Genomic DNA, 17,324 nt, shown 5'->3' on the forward strand with positions numbered 1-17,324 from the left:
AACCCTATTAGAACTTCAGGCCGGCTTCACGCGCAGCTTCAGCTAAGGCCTTAATACGGCCGTGGTAACGATGACCGGAACGATCAAAAGCAACATCAACAACGCCTGCTTTAACAGCGCGCTCAGCAACTAATTTGCCGATTTGTTTAGCCGCATCGGCGTTGCCGCCGTTTTTGATCGCTTGGCGCAAATCTTTTTCCATTGTTGAAGCAGCTGCTACAACTTTGGTTCCACATGGGCTATAAACCTGTGCAGAAATATGTGAGTTGCTACGGATAACTGTTAAGCGATTTGCCAATGCTTCGGCAATGCGAATACGAGTCTGCCTAGCGCGTCTTTGTCTGGATTCGTCTTTATTCATTTTTTAATCTCGCTTACTTCTTCTTAGTTTCTTTCAGGTGTACAACCTCATCCACGTAGCGAACGCCCTTGCCTTTATATGGCTCTGGTGAACGGTATGCGCGAACTTCAGCGGCAACCTGGCCAACTTGCTGCTTGTTGGAACCTTTAATAATGATTTCAGTTTGAGTTGGAGTCTCAGCTTTTACACCCTTTGGCAGGTTGTAAATAATGTCGTGAGAGAAACCTAACTGCAACTTCAATGTTTCGCCTTGAGCAGCAGCACGATATCCAACGCCTACCAAGCTGAGCTTGCGCTCAAAGCCAGTAGTTACGCCAACAACCATGTTGTTTACTAAAGCGCGGGCTGTGCCGGACTGTGCACCAGCTTCTGGTGTGTCGTTATTTAAAACAACTGTCAATACGCCATCTTCTTGTTTCAAACCAACAGAAGGATGCAAGTTATGTGTCAAAGTTCCCAATGGGCCTTTAACAGTAATGTTTGCACCGTTAATGCTGATTTCAGCGCCCTTAGGGACTGGAATAGGTGATTTACCAACGCGGGACATATTTCTCTCCTTACGCGACGTAGCAAATAACTTCGCCACCAACGCCGTTTGCACGAGCTTTGCGGTCTGTCATTACGCCTTGTGGGGTTGAAATAATTGCAATGCCCAAGCCATTCATCACTTCAGGAATGTCATGGCGGCCTTTGTAGATACGTAGACTTGGTGTTGAAACACGGTCAATACGCTCAATAACAGGGCGGCCTGCGTAGTATTTGAGTTCAATGTGTAGCACTGGCTTAGCTGCTTCACCTTTGATTTCAAAACTATCGATATAACCTTCATCCTGCAAGACTTTTGCAATAGCTACTTTAACTTTTGACGACGGCATCAAGACTACGGGTTTCTGCACTGCTTGCGCATTGCGGATCCTTGTCAACATGTCGGCGATTGGATCGCTGATACTCATGAGTTCTCCTAATTCTTTCGCCGCTTACCAGCTGGCCTTGGTTAAACCGGGGATTTCGCCACGAAAGGCGATTTCACGAATTTTGCTACGCGCTAAACCAAACTTGCTGAATACACCGCGCGGACGACCGGTTAATGAACAACGATTTCTTTGACGAATCGGGCTTGCGTTACGTGGGAGTGCCTGTAGCTTCAAGCGAGCTTCATAGCGCTCTTCATCGCTGCGTGATTGATCAGCAATGATTGCCTTGAGTTCGGCACGCTTTACAGCGTACTTCTCTACAGTTTTTGTGCGCTTATTCTCGCGCTCAATTAGGGATAGTTTTGCCACGTTAGCCTCTTAATTGCGGAAAGGGAATTTGAACGCTGCTAACAAAGCTTTTGCTTCTTCGTCAGTCTTAGCGGTCGTCGTAATACTGATATTGAGACCACGGAGGGCATCAATTTTGTCGTATTCGATTTCAGGGAAAATGATTTGCTCTTTAACGCCGATGTTGTAGTTACCACGGCCGTCGAATGCCTTACCGGAAATTCCGCGGAAGTCACGTACGCGTGGCAAAGCAACAGTCACGAAACGATCTAAAAATTCATACATGCGTGCACCACGCAATGTGACCATGGCACCGATTGGGTAACCTTGACGAATTTTGAAACCAGCAATCGCTTTTTTCGCTTTTGTCACAACTGGCTTTTGACCTGCTACTTTAGTCAAATCACCAACTGCATTTTCGATAATTTTCTTGTCGTTCACTGCATCGCCCAAGCCCATGTTCAGGGTTACCTTAGTGATACGTGGAACTTCCATTACTGACTTGTAACCAAACTTGGCGATCAAATCAGCAACAACTTTAGCTTGATAGTGTTCTTGAAAACGTGTGCTCATAATTTCTCCGTGCCCCTTATGCGCTTAAAGTTGCGCCAGTGGTTTTGAGGAAACGTTGCTTTTTACCGTCCACGAGTTTGATACCAACACGTGATGGTTTGCCGTTACCGTCAACCACAGCCACATTAGAAATGTGAACAGGCATCGTCTTGTCAATCATGCCGCCAGTAACACCGGCTGCTGGATTTGGCTTAACGCTCTTTTTGTAAATATTTACGCCTTCGATTACTAATTTGTTCTCGAGAACGGCTGTAACTGTTCCTTGCTTGCCCTTATCGCGGCCAGTCAACAGAACTACTGAATCACCTTTACGAATCTTTTTCATATCAGCCTCTTAAATAACTTCGGGGGCGAGAGAAACGATCTTCATGAACTTCTCAGTACGCAATTCGCGCGTAACTGGTCCAAAGATACGTGTGCCGATTGGCTCTAACTTAGCGTTGAGCAATACCGCAGCGTTTCCATCGAACTTAATCAATGAGCCGTCTGGACGGCGAACACCCTTAGCAGTTCTCACTACTACGGCGTTATAAATATCACCTTTTTTTACACGGCCACGTGGAGCAGCGGACTTTACAGTCACTTTAATGACATCACCGATACTGGCGTAACGACGCTTAGAGCCGCCCAATACCTTGATGCACAAAACTTCACTGGCGCCTGTGTTATCGGCGACCTGTAATCTACTTTCGGTCTGAATCATTTTTTAATCCCCAACTTGTTAGCCAAAGGCAAACAGTCTTGGTTCCGTCTATGGGCTTTAACGAAAGTTAAAACCCGGAATTAATGAAAAAACACTGCTTCTCCCAATAAAACCAGAGAAGCCTTCTATTATACTACGCAAAACAGGGATTTGGCAAGAAAGTTCGCCAAAATCCCTAATATTTCTTTAAATACCCTTGGATTCTTGAACTAAACGGGTCACAACCCAAGATTTAGTACGTGAAATTGGCTTAGATTCAGCAATTTCAACGGTATCACCCATCTTGTATTGGCCAGCTTCGTCATGAGCGTGGTATTTTTTGGACTGTCCAACATATTTGCCATAAAGAGCGTGTTTTACTTGGCGCTCAACTAGCACAGTCACAGTTTTTTGCATTTTATCGCTAACGACACGACCCACAAGGGTGCGGCGCAAGGGTTTAGATAATTCTGTCATATCCCTTTTTCCTTATTTCTGTGCAGTTTTTTGAGTAATAAAAGTCTTCACGCGAGCAATTTCACGCTTAGTTTTACCCAATTGGCTGGTATTTGTGAGTTGCTGAGTACCCTTTTGCATACGGAGCTTGAAGCTAGTCTTCAAGAGCTCTGTTAATTCTGCGTTCAAGGCAACCAGATCTTTGGATGCTAATTCTGTCTTTTTCATAATCTCTATCCCGATCAACCCAAGTGGCGAATCACGAAAGTGGTTTGCAATGGCAACTTAGCAGCAGCAAGCTTGAAAGCCTCGCGCGCCAAACCTTCATCCACACCATCCATCTCGTACAAAATCTTGCCTGGTTGAATTTCTGCTACGTAGTACTCTGGATTACCTTTACCGTTACCCATACGTACTTCAGCTGGCTTCTGTGAAATTGGCTTGTCTGGGAAAATACGAATCCAGATACGACCACCACGCTTAATGTGACGTGTCATTGCGCGACGTGCAGATTCAATCTGACGTGCAGTCAAACGACCACGGCCAATAGCTTTCAATCCAAAGTCACCAAAGGCTACTGAACTACCGCGTGTTGCCACGCCAGTGTTACGTCCCTTTTGTTCCTTGCGATACTTACGACGCTTTGGTTGTAGCATGCTTACTCTCCTGACTTCTGCGCTTCAGCACTTGGGGCTTCAGCGGCTTTCGGTGCACGCTTTACCGCTGGCTTAGCAGCAACTAAAGGCTTGCTGTCAGCTGCTGGTTTGCGTGCGGTTGTTTTAGCTGGTGCGCGACGTGGCTTTTTCTCTTCAGCTGCTGGCTCTGCTGTTACTGCTACAGCATCAGCACCGCGGCCTAATGTATCGCCTTTGTATACCCAAACTTTTACACCGATGATGCCGTATGTTGTTTCCGCTTCTGAAGTTGCGTAATCAATATCAGCCTTCAATGTATGAAGTGGAACACGACCTTCACGGTACCATTCGCGACGTGCAATTTCAGCACCATTCAAACGACCAGAAGACATGATCTTGATTCCTTGTGCACCAAGGCGCATTGCATTTTGCATTGCACGCTTCATCGCACGACGGAACATAATGCGCTTCTCTAACTGTTGAGTAATAGAGTCAGCGATCAATTGAGCATCAACTTCAGGCTTACGAATTTCTTCGATGTTCACATGGACTGGAACGCCCATACGCTTCTGGAGTTCACGACGGAGAACTTCAATATCTTCACCTTTTTTACCGATCACAACACCTGGTCGTGAGCTGTAAATAGTGATACGTGCGTTCTTTGCAGGACGCTCGATGATGACTTTACTTACTGATGCATTCTTTAACTTCTTCTTGAGGTAGATGCGGACATCTACGTCCTCTTTAAGCATCTTCGCAAAATCAGTATTGTTTGCATACCACTTTGATGTCCAGTTCTTCGTTACCGAGAGTCGGAATCCGGTTGGGTTTATCTTTTGTCCCATATCTTCCCTTAGTTACTCAAGGTCACGGTGATGTGACATGTTTGTTTTTCAATTTGATTACCGCGACCCTTAGCACGTGCTGTGAAGCGCTTCAAGGAAGTACCCTTATCAACAATAATTGTTGAAACCTTGAGCTCATCAATATCAGCACCCTTATTGTGTTCAGCGTTGGCCATTGCAGACTCAACAACTTTTTTCACAATGAAGGCAGCTTTCTTGGGGCTGAAATTCAAAATGTTCAATGCGCGTGCAATCGGCAAACCACGAATTTGGTCAGCGACCAAACGTGTCTTTTGCGCAGAAATGCGGGCGCCTTTGTGAATAGCTTTAACTTCCATCATCATCCCCTTACTTCTTCGTTACTTTCTTGTCAGCAGCGTGACCTTTGAAAGTACGGGTCAAGGCAAATTCGCCTAACTTATGACCCACCATGTTTTCTGATACATATACCGGAACGTGTTGACGACCGTTATGCACAGCAATCGTCAGACCAATAAAGTCTGGGAGGATTGTTGAACGGCGTGACCAAGTCTTGATCGGCTTTTTGTCTTTGTTGGCTTGTGCGACTTCAACTTTATTTACTAAGCTGGCTTCGCAAAATGGGCCTTTTTTAGCTGAACGTGTCATATCTATTTATCCTTATCGCTTAACGTTTTTGACGACGTTGAACGATCATCGAAGTTGTACGCTTATTGCGACGTGTACGATAACCTTTGGTTGGTGTGCCCCATGGGGAGACAGGTACACGGCCTTCGCCAGTTCTACCTTCACCACCACCGTGTGGGTGATCTACTGGGTTCATTGCCACACCGCGAACGGTTGGGCGAATACCACGCCAGCGATTTGCACCAGCTTTACCGATAACGCGCAAGCTGTGCTCTTCATTTCCAACTTCACCAATAGTGGCACGGCAATCGATCAAAATGCGACGCACTTCACCAGAGCGCAAGCGCACCTGAGCGTACACACCTTCACGAGCCAATAACACTGCAGAGCCGCCAGCGGAACGTGCAATTTGAGCACCTTTTCCTGGCAACATTTCTACGCAGTGAATCGTGCTACCAACTGGAATGTTGCGAATTGGCAAGTTGTTACCAGACTTGATTGGGGCTTCAGAGCCACTCATCAACGCCTGACCAACAGTCATGCCTTTTGCAGCAAGAATATAGCGACGCTCACCATCAGCAAACACGATCAATGCAATATTTGCACTGCGGTTTGGATCGTATTCCAAGCGTTCAACTTTTGCTGGAATGCCATCTTTGTCGTTGCGTTTGAAATCAACAACACGATAGTGATGCTTATGACCACCACCTTTATGACGGGTAGTGATGTGACCATTATTGTTACGACCTGCTTTTTGGAACTGTGGCTCTACCAACGCTGCAAAAGGCTTACCTTTGTGCAGGTCAGGATTTACCACCTTGACCATTGAGCGACGACCTGGTGAGGTCGGTTTTGTCTTCATCAAAGGCATGATTAATTCGCCTCCGCTTCAAAGTTAATCTCTTGACCTGGCTTCAAGCTTACGTAGGCCTTCTTAGTGTGGTCACGACGACCTTCAAAACGGCCATAGCGCTTTGGCTTACCTTTTTGATTCACGATTTGAACAGAGTCAACTTGCACTTTAAAGAGCAATTCAACTGCTTGTTTCACATCGCTCTTATTGGCGTCGCGTGTAACTTGGAATACTACTTGTTCGTTTTTCTCTGCAACCATAGTGGCTTTTTCAGAGATAACCGGTCCAAGCAGAACCTTCATCAAGCTGTGATCGTTTTTACGGACTTGGCTCATTTCAGCAACTCCTCAATTTTTGCGATCGCTGCTTTGCTTACCAATACTTTTTTGTATTGAACTAAAGCTAATGGATCAGCGTGCTGTGGCTCACATACAGCAACCTTATGCAAGTTGCGTGATGCCAAGTACAAATTCTCGCTAACCTGATCAACGATGATCAAGACTGAATCCAAGCCCATTGCTTTAACTTTGTCAGCTAAAACTTTAGTCTTTGGAGCATCAAGATTAAATTGGTCAACAACATTCAAACGACCTTCGCGTGCTAACTGAGACAAAATTGATCTCATACCAGCGCGGTACATTTTCTTGTTTACTTTTTGGCTGAAATTTTCTTCAGGTGAATTCGGGAATATACGACCACCTCCACGCCATAGCGGGGAAGAGCTCATACCAGCACGTGCACGACCAGTACCTTTTTGACGCCAAGGTTTTTTGGTTGTGTGCTTAACTTGCTCACGGTCTTTTTGTGCACGGTTACCGCTACGTGCATTTGCTTGGTAAGCCACAACAACTTGGTGTACCAATGCTTCGTTATATTCGCGCTCGAATACTTCTGGTGAGGCTTGAACGCCTGCGCCCAAAGTTCCGTTGTCTTGGAGAAGCTTAAGTTCCATATTCGCTCTCCTTATTTCTTCTTCAACGGTGTCTTCACCGCTGGAGTAACAATAACTTTACCGCCTGGGGCACCTGGAATAGCGCCTTTAACCATGATGAGATTGCGTTCTGCATCAATGCGTGCGATGACTAAATTTTGTACAGTGCGTTTTTCATCACCAAGGTGGCCTGTCATGCGCTTACCTGGGAAAACACGACCTGGATCTTGCGCCATACCGATAGAACCTGGCACGTTATGTGAACGTGAGTTACCGTGTGACGCACGACCTGAAGCGAAGTGATGGCGCTTGATGGTACCGGCATAGCCTTTACCAATCGTTACACCTTGTACGTCCACTTTTTGGCCAGCAGCAAATGCAGTATCAGCAGGAATTACTTGTCCTGGTGTCATTTCTGCGATTTTTGCTGAATCTAAATGAAATTCGTTGAGACCGTTACCAGCCATGACACCCGCTTTAGCGAAGTGACCAGCCATTGCTTTGGTAACGCGAGTAGCTCTACGTGTGCCATGTGCCAACTGGATAGCATCATAGCCATCAGTTGCCTGGGTCTTGATTTGAGCGATTCTGTTGTCGCTCACGTCAATTACGGTGACAGGAATTGCTTCCCCTTCGTCCGTAAATAGACGGGTCATGCCGATCTTGCGACCGATTAAGCCTAAGCTCATATTCATGCTCCACGCCGACTTCGATTGGTCGGCAAAATTAATTTAAGTGATTTACAAGTAAAAGTACTTCTAAATCAATAACTTACAACGTTTTTAATGCTGATAAAACCTTAAAATCCGCCCAAATAATTGAGCGAAGCCTTAGATTCTATCCCGAAAGGCCAGTCTTGGCAAGCGCTAAGACTGGAAATACTGAATTACTGCAACTTAATTTCGACGTCCACACCTGCTGGGAGGTCTAATTTCATCAAGGCATCCACTGTTTTCTCTGTAGGATCAACGATATCCATCAAACGAAGATGGGTACGAATCTCTAACTGGTCACGTGATGTCTTATTTACGTGTGGTGAACGCAGAATGTCAAAGCGCTCAATACGTGTTGGCAAAGGCACTGGACCCTTAACAACTGCACCAGTACGCTTAGCTGTATCAACGATTTCAGCTGCAGACTGGTCAATCAAACGGTAATCAAATGCTTTAAGACGAATACGAATTTTTTGGTTTTGCATATTAATTCCAAAGAGCGTTGTGGTGCTGCCACGTTATATTTCTAAAGAGCTCGGTGACATCCGCAGCACGGACGTCACCGGTTAGCAAACCGCTAAATAATTTACTGCTATTAAGCCAAAATCTTTGCAACCACGCCGGCGCCAACAGTACGGCCACCTTCACGGATCGCAAAACGTAAACCTTCTTCCATCGCGATTGGAGCGATGAGTTTTACGGTAATAGTCACGTTATCACCAGGCATTACCATTTCTTTGTCTTTTGGCAACTCGATTGAACCAGTTACGTCCGTTGTACGGAAGTAGAACTGTGGACGATAGTTGTTAAAGAATGGAGTATGACGACCACCTTCGTCTTTACCCAAGATGTAAACCTCGGCTGTAAAGTGAGTATGTGGGGTGATTGAGCCTGGCTTAGCCAATACTTGGCCGCGCTCAACTTCTTCACGTTTTGTACCGCGTAACAAGATACCAACGTTATCGCCTGCTTGACCTTGGTCGAGCAATTTGCGGAACATTTCAACACCAGTACAAGTTGTCTTGAGTGTTGGCTTGATACCAATAATTTCAATCTCTTCACCAACCTTAACGATACCGCGCTCGATACGGCCTGTAACAACAGTACCGCGACCGGAGATAGAGAACACGTCCTCTACTGGCATCAAGAACGCACCGTCAACAGCACGCTCTGGAGTTGGGATGTATGAGTCAAGCGCTTCAGCCAACTTCATGATGGCTTCTTTACCCAATGGGCCTTCGTCGCCTTCAAGAGCTAACTTAGCAGAACCTTGAACGATTGGTGTGTCATCGCCTGGGAAGTCGTACTTAGATAGAAGCTCACGAACTTCCATTTCTACGAGCTCTAACAACTCAGCGTCATCAACCATGTCGCACTTGTTCAAAAATACGATGATGTATGGAACACCAACTTGGCGTGCCAAGAGGATGTGCTCACGAGTTTGTGGCATTGGGCCGTCAGCTGCAGAGCAAACCAAAATAGCGCCGTCCATCTGAGCAGCACCAGTAATCATGTTCTTAACGTAGTCAGCATGTCCTGGGCAATCAACGTGAGCGTAGTGACGATTCGCTGTCTCATACTCAACGTGTGCTGTATTAATAGTAATACCGCGTGCTTTTTCTTCTGGAGCAGCATCGATCTGATCGTATGCTTTTGCTTCGCCACCGAATGCTTTTGAAAGCACAGTTGCAATAGCTGCTGTCAATGTGGTTTTACCGTGGTCAACGTGACCGATTGTGCCAACGTTTACGTGCGGTTTTGTCCGCTCAAACTTTTCTTTTGCCATTTTTTTGTCTGCCTTCTTAGCTAGTCAATATTCAAAATAATGTGGATAAATTACTTCGCTTTAGCAGCCATAACTGCTTCAGCAACGTTCTTAGGTGCTTCGGAATAATGCTTAAATTCCATGGTGTAGGTAGCGCGACCTTGGGTCAACGAGCGCAAGCCAGTTGAGTAACCAAACATCTCTGCCAATGGCACTTCAGCGCGAACGATCTTACCGCCCCCTGGAATGTCATCCATACCTTGCAAAATACCGCGACGTGATGAGAGGTCACCCATTACGTTACCCATGAAATCTTCTGGTGTTTCAACTTCAACAGCCATCATTGGTTCTAACAACACTGGTGATGCTTTGCGCATACCGTCTTTGAATGCCATCGAGCCCGCCATCTTAAATGCGTTTTCGTTGGAGTCAACGTCATGGTACGAACCGAAGAACAATGTTGCTTTGATATCTACAACTGGATAGCCAGCCAAAATACCGGAGTTCAATGTTTCGATAATTCCTTTTTCTACCGCAGGAATGTATTCACGTGGAACAACACCGCCCTTAATAGCGTCAACGAATTCAAAACCTTTGCCTGGGGCTTGTGGCTCTAACTTCAATACCACGTGACCATATTGACCACGACCACCTGACTGCTTAACGAATTTACCTTCGATCTCTTCGCAAACCTTGCGAATTGTTTCGCGGTAGGCAACTTGCGGCTTACCAACAGTTGCTTCAACACCGAATTCACGCTTCATACGGTCAACCAAAATTTCCAAGTGGAGCTCGCCCATACCGGAAATAATTGTTTGGCCAGATTCTTCGTCTGTCTTCACGCGGAAAGAAGGATCTTCTTGTGCCAAGCGATTCAAAGCAAGACCCATTTTTTCTTGGTCAGCTTTTGTCTTTGGCTCTACAGCTTGAGAGATCACTGGCTCTGGGAATACCATGCGCTCCAAAATAACGATGCTATCTGGATCACACAATGTTTCGCCAGTAGTTGCGTCTTTCAGACCAACTGCAGCTGCGATATCGCCAGCGAATACTTCTTTGATTTCTTCACGTTCGTTTGCGTGCATCTGCAACAAACGACCAACACGTTCTTTCTTACCCTTAATTGGGTTGTAGATTGTGTCGCCAGATTTCATTACGCCTGAATAAACACGGAAGAAGATGAGCTGGCCAACAAATGGGTCAGTCATGATCTTAAATGCCAACGCAGAGAACTTCGCGCTATCAGACGCTTCACGTGTTGTAGGCGTGCCATCTTCCAATTCACATGGAACTGGTGGAACGTCTAATGGTGAAGGCAACAATTCAACTACAGCATCCAACATCGCCTGAACGCCTTTGTTTTTGAAAGCTGTTCCGCACAACATTGGAACGATTTCATTGGCGATAGTACGTTGACGCAATGCTGCTTTAATTTCTTCTTCGGTCAAGCCTTCGCCGCCGAGATACTTTTCCATCAACTCTTCTGAACTCTCTGCAGCAGCTTCGAGCATTTTCTCGCGCCACTCTTCAGCAGATGCTTGCAATTCAGCTGGGATATCTTCGTATGTAAATTTAGTACCTTGTGAAGCCTCATCCCAATAGATGGCCTTCATCTTTACCAAGTCCACAACGCCTTTGAAGTTTTCTTCTGCGCCGATTGGAATTTGGATCAAGATAGGATTTGCTTTAAGACGCATCTTCATTTGGTCATAGACCTTGAAGAAGTTTGCGCCAGTACGGTCCATCTTGTTTACGAATGCTAAACGTGGAACTTGATACTTGTTAGCTTGACGCCAAACAGTTTCAGATTGTGGCTGTACGCCACCTACTGCACAGTAAACCATGCAAGCGCCATCCAAAACGCGCATTGAACGCTCAACCTCAATAGTGAAGTCTACGTGTCCCGGGGTATCAATAATGTTGATACGGTGCTCTGGGAAATTACCAGCCATGCCCTTCCAGAACGTTGTAGTAGCAGCAGAAGTAATCGTGATACCACGCTCTTGCTCTTGCTCCATCCAGTCCATGGTTGCAGCGCCATCATGCACTTCACCGATTTTATGATTAACACCGGTGTAGAACAAAACGCGTTCTGTTGTTGTTGTCTTACCTGCGTCAATGTGCGCAGAAATACCGATATTGCGGTATTTGTCGATAGGGGTTTTACGTGCCACTGTTGGTACCTTTTCTTTGCTGTGCGATTAGAAGCGGAAATGTGAGAAAGCTTTGTTAGCTTCTGCCATACGGTGAACTTCTTCACGCTTCTTCATTGCTCCGCCGCGACCTTCTGCAGCTTCTAATAATTCGTTGGCCAAACGTTGGGCCATAGATTTTTCACCGCGCTTTTTGGCGGCTTCGCGCACCCAGCGCATTGCCAAAGCAGAACGGCGTGATGGGCGAACTTCAACAGGAACCTGGTAGTTTGCGCCACCAACACGACGGCTCTTCACCTCAACCATTGGCTTAACGTTGCCCATAGCTGTTGAGAAAACTTCGAGTGGTTCTTTATTTGCTTTTTTCTCGATGTGATCAAAGGCACCGTAAACGATACGCTCTGCAACCGATTTCTTGCCGTCCAACATGAGGACGTTCATGAATTTTGCTACTTCTACATTGCCGAATTTTGGATCAGGCAAGATTTCCCGTTTGGGAACTTCACGACGACGTGGCATAACTACTCCTTCAGTTCAGTTAGGGGTGGCCCACATGGATCACCCGCTCCGGCCGTCCTACTATCTGGAGAAATCTCTAGACGGAACGGCCACTTACTTGTCTTTAAAGTCTGACAAACGAAGACTTACTGCAAATACTTTAAGTTGCTATTAAGCAGCTTTCTTAGCGCGCTTAGCACCGTACTTGGAACGTGACTGCTTACGGTCTTTAACACCTTGCAAGTCAAGTGAGCCACGAACGATGTGGTAACGAACACCTGGCAAATCCTTTACACGACCACCACGAATCAACACTACTGAGTGTTCCTGGAGGTTATGGCCTTCACCACCAATGTATGAAATGACTTCAAAACCATTGGTTAAGCGAACTTTAGCTACTTTACGTAGCGCAGAGTTAGGCTTTTTAGGAGTGGTTGTGTACACACGTGTACATACACCACGGCGCTGCGGGCTGTTTTGCAGCGCAGGGCTCTTGCTTTTAACGGTCAGCCGTGTTCTTGGCTTACGTAATAATTGATTAATTGTTGGCATAAAATAGCTCGGTTAGTACTTCTTTGTTGCTTTCTTCAAGAAAATCAATGACTTAGAGAAATCCTAGGTCAAAACGACCCTCTTCTGAATCAGTAGAACTCAGCATTCTAGCCTGGCCAGCCCTTTCCGTCAACCTCGAGGGAAAAAACTGGCCATTTTTGGCCAGGAATACCAAATTAGCTTGGATCAGCCTCCCCAGCAGGAGCAATCACTTCAGCCTCTATTTCTACAGGCATATCAGCCATTGCTTCCTCTTCGGCGGCAATCATTTGAGCGCGATCACGCTCGAATTGCTCTCTGACCTTGCGTGCACGGCGGTAAGACAAGCCGGTACCAGCAGGGATCAGGCGACCAATAATGACGTTTTCCTTGAGGCCACGGAGTGTATCGGTCTTGCCCATAATTGCGGCTTCGGTCAATACACGGGTGGTTTCTTGGAAAGAAGCCGCTGAAATGAAGCTATCTGTCGACAAAGATGCCTTAGTAATACCAAGCAATACATTCTCGAACTGAGCTGGGCGCTTACCTTGTGCAATCACGGCATCGTTTGCGTCATACAACTTAGAACGCTCAACTTGCTCACCAGTGATGTAGGCAGTATCGCCACCATCAGTAATTTGCACACGACGCAACATTTGACGCACGATTACTTCAATGTGCTTGTCATTAATCTTAACGCCTTGCAAACGGTAAACGTCTTGAACTTCGTCCACGATGTAGATCGCTAACTCTTCAATGCCCCTGAGTGTCAAGATGTCATGTGGATCGGCAGGGCCTTCCACAATCATCTCGCCCTTGTTCACAACTTGACCGTCATGAACGAGAACTTGCTTCTCTTTAGGAATCAAGAATTCATTAGCTTCGCCATCCATATCGGTAATCACTAAACGCTGCTTACCTTTAGTTTCTTTACCGAAGGAAACAGTTCCAGTGACTTTAGCCAATACAGCAGCATCTTTTGGTGAACGTGCTTCGAACAATTCAGCAACGCGTGGCAAACCACCGGTAATGTCGCGAGTCTTCTGTGATTCGATTGGAATACGTGCCAATACTTCACCAACTTCAACTTTTTGACCATCTTTAACAGTGATCAAAGCGCCAACTTGCAAACCGATGTTAACTGGGTGATCCGTACCCGCAATCATCACTTCGCCGCCCTTGTCATCAACTAAGTTGATCATTGGACGAACGCCTTTGCTAGCAGCACTACGACGCTTACCGTCAATCACCACCAAAGTGGAGAGGCCGGTTACTTCGTCAACCTGCTTAGCTACAGTAACGCCTTCTTCAACGTTGTCGAAGCGAGCAATACCAGCGTACTCAGAAATGATTGGACGTGTTAACGGATCCCAAGTTGCCAAGCTTGCGCCGGCTTTGACTGCTGCATCTTCTTTCAACAAGAGAGTTGCACCGTAAGGCACCTTATGACGCTCACGCTCACGACCGTTATCGTCAATGATCACGGCTTCGCCTGAACGTGAAATCACGATCTGCTCGCCCTTCGCGTTCTTCACAACACGCATCGTGCCGGAGAACTTCAAAGTACCGTTAGACTTCGCTTCAATATTGCTTGCAACCAATGCACGTGACGCTGCACCACCAATGTGGAAGGTACGCATCGTCAACTGTGTGCCTGGCTCACCGATGGACTGAGCAGCGATAACACCAACCGCCTCACCAACGTTCACCAAACCACCGCGACCTAAATCACGGCCGTAGCACTTAGCGCACAAGCCAAAGCGAGTTAAGCATGACAACACTGTGCGAACTTTAACTTCGTCGATACCCAAGGCAACGATTTGATCAACATGATCTTCATCGAGCAATGTGTCGTTAGGAACGATGACCTCTTGTGTGTCAGGATGAACGATGTCACCGATACATACACGACCCAAAATACGGTCACGCAATGCTTCGATAATTTCGCCACCTTCAACAAGTGCCTTCATCGTTACGCCAGAAGTTGCACCGCAATCTTCTTCAATAACCACGAGGTCTTGAGTTACGTCGCATAAACGACGTGTCAAGTAACCAGAGTTCGCTGTCTTCAACGCTGTATCAGCCAGACCTTTACGAGCACCGTGGGTTGAGATGAAGTACTGCAACACGTTCAAACCTTCACGGAAGTTCGCAGTAATTGGGGTTTCAATAATGGAGCCATCAGGCTTCGCCATCAAACCACGCATACCAGCCAACTGACGAATCTGGGCTGCAGATCCACGCGCACCGGAATCCGCCATCATGTAGATGGAGTTGAAAGATTCTTGACGCACAGTTTTACCGTTACGGTCGAGTACGTCAACGTGTGACAACTCATCCATCATTGCTTTACCAACTTGGTCACCAGCGGCACCCCAAATATCAACCACGTTGTTATAACGCTCTTGATTGGTTACGAGACCTGACATGAACTGCTTGTCATATTCCTTAACCTTGGTAGATGCTTCAGTGATGATGCGCTCTTTAGAAGTTGGAATCAGCATATCGTCGATCGCAACCGAGATACCGGCGTTAGTCGCCAGGCGGAAACCAGACTGCAAGAGGCGGTCAGCAAAAATAACTGTTTCACGAAGACCGCACTTACGGAATGAAGTGTTGATCAAACGTGAGATTTCTTTTTTCTTCAGAGGCTTATTGATTTCCTCGAAAGACATGCCTTTAGGCAAAATTTCTGACAAGATTGCACGGCCAACTGAGGTTTGATAGATCTTGGTCTTTTCAGCAAAACGGGCATCGCCCTCTGCCTTTTTGTCCACAATCTCAAACTCAGTAATACGTACAGCAACGCGGGAAGCCAATTCAACCTGGCCAGCCTCGTAGGCACGAATTACTTCAGTGATATTTGCGAAGACCATGCCTTCGCCTTTACCGTTAATTTTGTCACGAGTAGCGTAGTACAGACCCAACACCACGTCCTGTGAAGGAACGATGGATGGCTCGCCGTTAGCTGGGAACAATACGTTGTTCGAAGCCAACATCAATGTACGTGCTTCCATTTGCGCTTCGAGCGACAAAGGAACGTGAACCGCCATTTGGTCGCCGTCAAAGTCGGCGTTAAATGCCGCGCAGACTAATGGGTGCAATTGGATTGCTTTACCTTCAATCAGCATTGGCTCGAAAGCCTGAATACCTAGACGGTGCAATGTAGGCGCACGGTTCAACATGATTGGATGTTCACGAATCACTTCTTCAAGAATATCCCAAACGATTGGAGTCTGACTTTCAACTTCTTTCTTCGCAGCCTTAATCGTGGTTGCAATTCCCAAAGTCTCAAGCTTGTTAAAAATAAATGGCTTGAACAATTCCAAAGCCATCAATTTTGGTAAGCCGCACTGATGCAATTTCAATGTAGGGCCAACCACGATGACTGAACGACCTGAGTAGTCAACACGTTTACCCAACAAGTTTTGACGGAAACGACCGCTCTTACCTTTAATCATCTCAGCCAAGGACTTAAGAGGACGCTTGTTAGCGCCAGTCATAGCCTTACCGCGACGACCGTTGTCGAGCAATGAGTCAACCGCTTCTTGCAACATACGTTTTTCGTTACGAACGATGATCTCTGGTGCGCGCAACTCTAACAAACGCTTGAGACGGTTGTTACGGTTAATCACGCGACGATAGAGATCGTTCAAATCTGAAGTAGCAAAGCGACCGCCATCCAATGGCACCAATGGGCGCAATTCAGGTGGCAATACTGGCAATACTTCCATGATCATCCAGTCAGGCTTGATACCTGAAGTCTGGAACGCCTCGAGCACTTTTAAGCGCTTAGCGTATTTCTTGATCTTGGCATCGCTACCAGTAGCTTTCAAGTCAGCACGAATAGTCTCAACTTCGCGATCAATATCAATCGAACGCAAGAGATCACGAATACCTTCAGCGCCCATGATGGCAGTAAACGCACCGTCACCATACTCTTCAGTCTTAGCAATGTACTCGTCCTCAGACATGATCTGACCACGCTTCATTGCGCCCTCAGGAGTCATGCCAGGATCAACGACTACATATGCTTCAAAGTAAAGAACGCGCTCGATATCACGCAATGTCATATCGAGAACCATGCCCAAACGGGATGGCAATGACTTCAAGAACCAGATGTGCGCTACAGGGGCTGCCAACTCAATGTGGCCCATGCGCTCACGACGTACCTTAGCAAGCGTAACTTCAACGCCACACTTCTCGCAGATAACGCCACGGAACTTTAAACGCTTGTACTTACCGCATAAGCACTCGTAGTCTTTGGTTGGTCCAAAAATCTTGGCGCAGAACAAACCATCACGCTCGGGCTTAAAAGTCCGGTAGTTGATAGTTTCTGGTTTGCGTACTTCACCAAAAGACCATGAGCGAATTTTCTCAGGGGATGCAAGACCAATCTTGATGACATCAAACTGCTCATCGCCCTGCGTTTGCTTAAATAAATCGAGCAATGCTTTCAT

General features: G+C 46.5%; 23 protein-coding genes. All 23 read right to left on the minus strand.

Translation table 11 applies throughout. The annotated features are described in order from the left end of the window. Nucleotides 1–7 precede the first annotated feature (7 nt). Nucleotides 8–361, minus strand: coding sequence for a 50S ribosomal protein L18 (rplR, locus tag ICN16_RS09125; protein ID WP_216136719.1), 354 nt, complete (start codon nucleotides 359–361; stop codon nucleotides 8–10). Nucleotides 362–374: 13 nt separating this feature from the next. Next, the gene (gene rplF, locus ICN16_RS09130; protein WP_062307051.1) at nucleotides 375–908 is read right to left on the minus strand and encodes a 50S ribosomal protein L6; all 534 of its coding nucleotides are present in this window, start codon (nucleotides 906–908) and stop codon (nucleotides 375–377) included. A gap of 10 nt (nucleotides 909–918) precedes the next feature. Next, a complete protein-coding gene (gene rpsH, locus ICN16_RS09135) occupies nucleotides 919–1,314 on the minus strand; it encodes a 30S ribosomal protein S8 (RefSeq protein WP_015420245.1) in 396 nt (131 codons plus the stop codon). A 24-nt stretch (nucleotides 1,315–1,338) separates the two neighbouring features. After that, nucleotides 1,339–1,644, minus strand: a complete 306-nt coding sequence (gene rpsN / locus ICN16_RS09140) for a 30S ribosomal protein S14 (protein ID WP_046329384.1) — start codon at nucleotides 1,642–1,644, stop codon at nucleotides 1,339–1,341. Between the two features lie 9 nt (nucleotides 1,645–1,653). After that, entirely contained in the window at nucleotides 1,654–2,196 is a 543-nt protein-coding gene (gene rplE / locus ICN16_RS09145; RefSeq protein WP_046329383.1) for a 50S ribosomal protein L5, read from the minus strand. A 16-nt stretch (nucleotides 2,197–2,212) separates the two neighbouring features. Further along, nucleotides 2,213–2,521 (minus strand): 50S ribosomal protein L24, encoded by a 309-nt coding sequence (gene rplX, locus ICN16_RS09150; RefSeq protein ID WP_011901911.1) that lies wholly within the window; start codon nucleotides 2,519–2,521, stop codon nucleotides 2,213–2,215. A 9-nt stretch (nucleotides 2,522–2,530) separates the two neighbouring features. Next, entirely contained in the window at nucleotides 2,531–2,899 is a 369-nt protein-coding gene (gene rplN / locus ICN16_RS09155) for a 50S ribosomal protein L14 (RefSeq protein ID WP_015420241.1), read from the minus strand. Nucleotides 2,900–3,085: 186 nt separating this feature from the next. Then, the gene (gene rpsQ / locus ICN16_RS09160) at nucleotides 3,086–3,355 is read right to left on the minus strand and encodes a 30S ribosomal protein S17 (protein WP_076024550.1); all 270 of its coding nucleotides are present in this window, start codon (nucleotides 3,353–3,355) and stop codon (nucleotides 3,086–3,088) included. Nucleotides 3,356–3,367: 12 nt separating this feature from the next. Beyond that, entirely contained in the window at nucleotides 3,368–3,562 is a 195-nt protein-coding gene (rpmC, locus tag ICN16_RS09165; protein ID WP_015420239.1) for a 50S ribosomal protein L29, read from the minus strand. A gap of 14 nt (nucleotides 3,563–3,576) precedes the next feature. Continuing rightward, complete coding sequence (gene rplP, locus ICN16_RS09170; RefSeq protein WP_015420238.1) at nucleotides 3,577–3,990, minus strand: 50S ribosomal protein L16; 414 nt, start codon at nucleotides 3,988–3,990, stop codon at nucleotides 3,577–3,579. A gap of 2 nt (nucleotides 3,991–3,992) precedes the next feature. After that, the gene (gene rpsC, locus ICN16_RS09175; RefSeq protein WP_215387033.1) at nucleotides 3,993–4,814 is read right to left on the minus strand and encodes a 30S ribosomal protein S3; all 822 of its coding nucleotides are present in this window, start codon (nucleotides 4,812–4,814) and stop codon (nucleotides 3,993–3,995) included. Between the two features lie 8 nt (nucleotides 4,815–4,822). Then, nucleotides 4,823–5,155, minus strand: coding sequence for a 50S ribosomal protein L22 (rplV, locus tag ICN16_RS09180; RefSeq protein ID WP_205621309.1), 333 nt, complete (start codon nucleotides 5,153–5,155; stop codon nucleotides 4,823–4,825). Nucleotides 5,156–5,162: 7 nt separating this feature from the next. Continuing rightward, the gene (gene rpsS, locus ICN16_RS09185) at nucleotides 5,163–5,441 is read right to left on the minus strand and encodes a 30S ribosomal protein S19 (protein WP_046329379.1); all 279 of its coding nucleotides are present in this window, start codon (nucleotides 5,439–5,441) and stop codon (nucleotides 5,163–5,165) included. 19 nt (nucleotides 5,442–5,460) lie between these two features. Beyond that, nucleotides 5,461–6,291 carry a 50S ribosomal protein L2 gene (rplB, locus tag ICN16_RS09190; protein ID WP_015420235.1) on the minus strand — a complete coding sequence of 277 codons (831 nt, stop codon included), beginning with the start codon at nucleotides 6,289–6,291 and terminating at the stop codon, nucleotides 5,461–5,463. A 2-nt stretch (nucleotides 6,292–6,293) separates the two neighbouring features. After that, nucleotides 6,294–6,608 carry a 50S ribosomal protein L23 gene (gene rplW, locus ICN16_RS09195; RefSeq protein WP_076024545.1) on the minus strand — a complete coding sequence of 105 codons (315 nt, stop codon included), beginning with the start codon at nucleotides 6,606–6,608 and terminating at the stop codon, nucleotides 6,294–6,296. Further along, complete coding sequence (gene rplD / locus ICN16_RS09200; RefSeq protein ID WP_015420233.1) at nucleotides 6,605–7,225, minus strand: 50S ribosomal protein L4; 621 nt, start codon at nucleotides 7,223–7,225, stop codon at nucleotides 6,605–6,607. The genes rplW and rplD overlap by 4 nt, the downstream gene beginning before the upstream one ends. 11 nt (nucleotides 7,226–7,236) lie before the next feature. Beyond that, nucleotides 7,237–7,893: a 50S ribosomal protein L3 gene (gene rplC, locus ICN16_RS09205; RefSeq protein ID WP_216136964.1), complete on the minus strand. Its 657-nt coding sequence runs from the start codon at nucleotides 7,891–7,893 to the stop codon at nucleotides 7,237–7,239. A 197-nt stretch (nucleotides 7,894–8,090) separates the two neighbouring features. After that, a complete protein-coding gene (gene rpsJ / locus ICN16_RS09210; RefSeq protein WP_011901899.1) occupies nucleotides 8,091–8,402 on the minus strand; it encodes a 30S ribosomal protein S10 in 312 nt (103 codons plus the stop codon). A 110-nt stretch (nucleotides 8,403–8,512) separates the two neighbouring features. Next, on the minus strand, nucleotides 8,513–9,703 hold the full coding sequence (gene tuf / locus ICN16_RS09215; protein ID WP_215302340.1) for an elongation factor Tu: 1,191 nt from the start codon (nucleotides 9,701–9,703) through the stop codon (nucleotides 8,513–8,515). A 50-nt stretch (nucleotides 9,704–9,753) separates the two neighbouring features. Further along, nucleotides 9,754–11,856: an elongation factor G gene (gene fusA / locus ICN16_RS09220; protein ID WP_216136721.1), complete on the minus strand. Its 2,103-nt coding sequence runs from the start codon at nucleotides 11,854–11,856 to the stop codon at nucleotides 9,754–9,756. A gap of 27 nt (nucleotides 11,857–11,883) precedes the next feature. Then, nucleotides 11,884–12,354 (minus strand): 30S ribosomal protein S7, encoded by a 471-nt coding sequence (gene rpsG, locus ICN16_RS09225; protein ID WP_015420229.1) that lies wholly within the window; start codon nucleotides 12,352–12,354, stop codon nucleotides 11,884–11,886. A gap of 150 nt (nucleotides 12,355–12,504) precedes the next feature. After that, the gene (rpsL, locus tag ICN16_RS09230) at nucleotides 12,505–12,885 is read right to left on the minus strand and encodes a 30S ribosomal protein S12 (RefSeq protein WP_041484791.1); all 381 of its coding nucleotides are present in this window, start codon (nucleotides 12,883–12,885) and stop codon (nucleotides 12,505–12,507) included. 176 nt (nucleotides 12,886–13,061) lie between these two features. Further along, complete coding sequence (gene rpoC / locus ICN16_RS09235; RefSeq protein WP_216136724.1) at nucleotides 13,062–17,324, minus strand: DNA-directed RNA polymerase subunit beta'; 4,263 nt, start codon at nucleotides 17,322–17,324, stop codon at nucleotides 13,062–13,064.

The sequence above is a fragment of the Polynucleobacter sp. es-MAR-4 genome (assembly GCF_018882055.1).
Taxonomy (GTDB): Bacteria; Pseudomonadota; Gammaproteobacteria; order Burkholderiales; family Burkholderiaceae; genus Polynucleobacter.

Coding starts and splice junctions, on each gene's coding strand:
- rpoC (WP_216136724.1), bottom strand. CDS start 17,324: ATGAAAGCATTGCTCGATTTATTTAAGCAAACGCAGGGCGATGAGCAG.
- rplN (WP_015420241.1), bottom strand. CDS start 2,899: ATGATTCAGACCGAAAGTAGATTACAGGTCGCCGATAACACAGGCGCC.
- rpsQ (WP_076024550.1), bottom strand. CDS start 3,355: ATGACAGAATTATCTAAACCCTTGCGCCGCACCCTTGTGGGTCGTGTC.
- rplP (WP_015420238.1), bottom strand. CDS start 3,990: ATGCTACAACCAAAGCGTCGTAAGTATCGCAAGGAACAAAAGGGACGT.
- rplE (WP_046329383.1), bottom strand. CDS start 2,196: ATGAGCACACGTTTTCAAGAACACTATCAAGCTAAAGTTGTTGCTGAT.
- rplB (WP_015420235.1), bottom strand. CDS start 6,291: ATGCCTTTGATGAAGACAAAACCGACCTCACCAGGTCGTCGCTCAATG.
- rplD (WP_015420233.1), bottom strand. CDS start 7,225: ATGGAACTTAAGCTTCTCCAAGACAACGGAACTTTGGGCGCAGGCGTT.
- rpsC (WP_215387033.1), bottom strand. CDS start 4,814: ATGGGACAAAAGATAAACCCAACCGGATTCCGACTCTCGGTAACGAAG.
- rpsL (WP_041484791.1), bottom strand. CDS start 12,885: ATGCCAACAATTAATCAATTATTACGTAAGCCAAGAACACGGCTGACC.
- rpsS (WP_046329379.1), bottom strand. CDS start 5,441: ATGACACGTTCAGCTAAAAAAGGCCCATTTTGCGAAGCCAGCTTAGTA.
- rpsH (WP_015420245.1), bottom strand. CDS start 1,314: ATGAGTATCAGCGATCCAATCGCCGACATGTTGACAAGGATCCGCAAT.
- rplX (WP_011901911.1), bottom strand. CDS start 2,521: ATGAAAAAGATTCGTAAAGGTGATTCAGTAGTTCTGTTGACTGGCCGC.
- rplC (WP_216136964.1), bottom strand. CDS start 7,893: ATGAGCTTAGGCTTAATCGGTCGCAAGATCGGCATGACCCGTCTATTT.
- rplV (WP_205621309.1), bottom strand. CDS start 5,155: ATGATGGAAGTTAAAGCTATTCACAAAGGCGCCCGCATTTCTGCGCAA.
- rpmC (WP_015420239.1), bottom strand. CDS start 3,562: ATGAAAAAGACAGAATTAGCATCCAAAGATCTGGTTGCCTTGAACGCA.
- tuf (WP_215302340.1), bottom strand. CDS start 9,703: ATGGCAAAAGAAAAGTTTGAGCGGACAAAACCGCACGTAAACGTTGGC.
- rpsJ (WP_011901899.1), bottom strand. CDS start 8,402: ATGCAAAACCAAAAAATTCGTATTCGTCTTAAAGCATTTGATTACCGT.
- rplR (WP_216136719.1), bottom strand. CDS start 361: ATGAATAAAGACGAATCCAGACAAAGACGCGCTAGGCAGACTCGTATT.
- rplF (WP_062307051.1), bottom strand. CDS start 908: ATGTCCCGCGTTGGTAAATCACCTATTCCAGTCCCTAAGGGCGCTGAA.
- rplW (WP_076024545.1), bottom strand. CDS start 6,608: ATGAGCCAAGTCCGTAAAAACGATCACAGCTTGATGAAGGTTCTGCTT.
- rpsG (WP_015420229.1), bottom strand. CDS start 12,354: ATGCCACGTCGTCGTGAAGTTCCCAAACGGGAAATCTTGCCTGATCCA.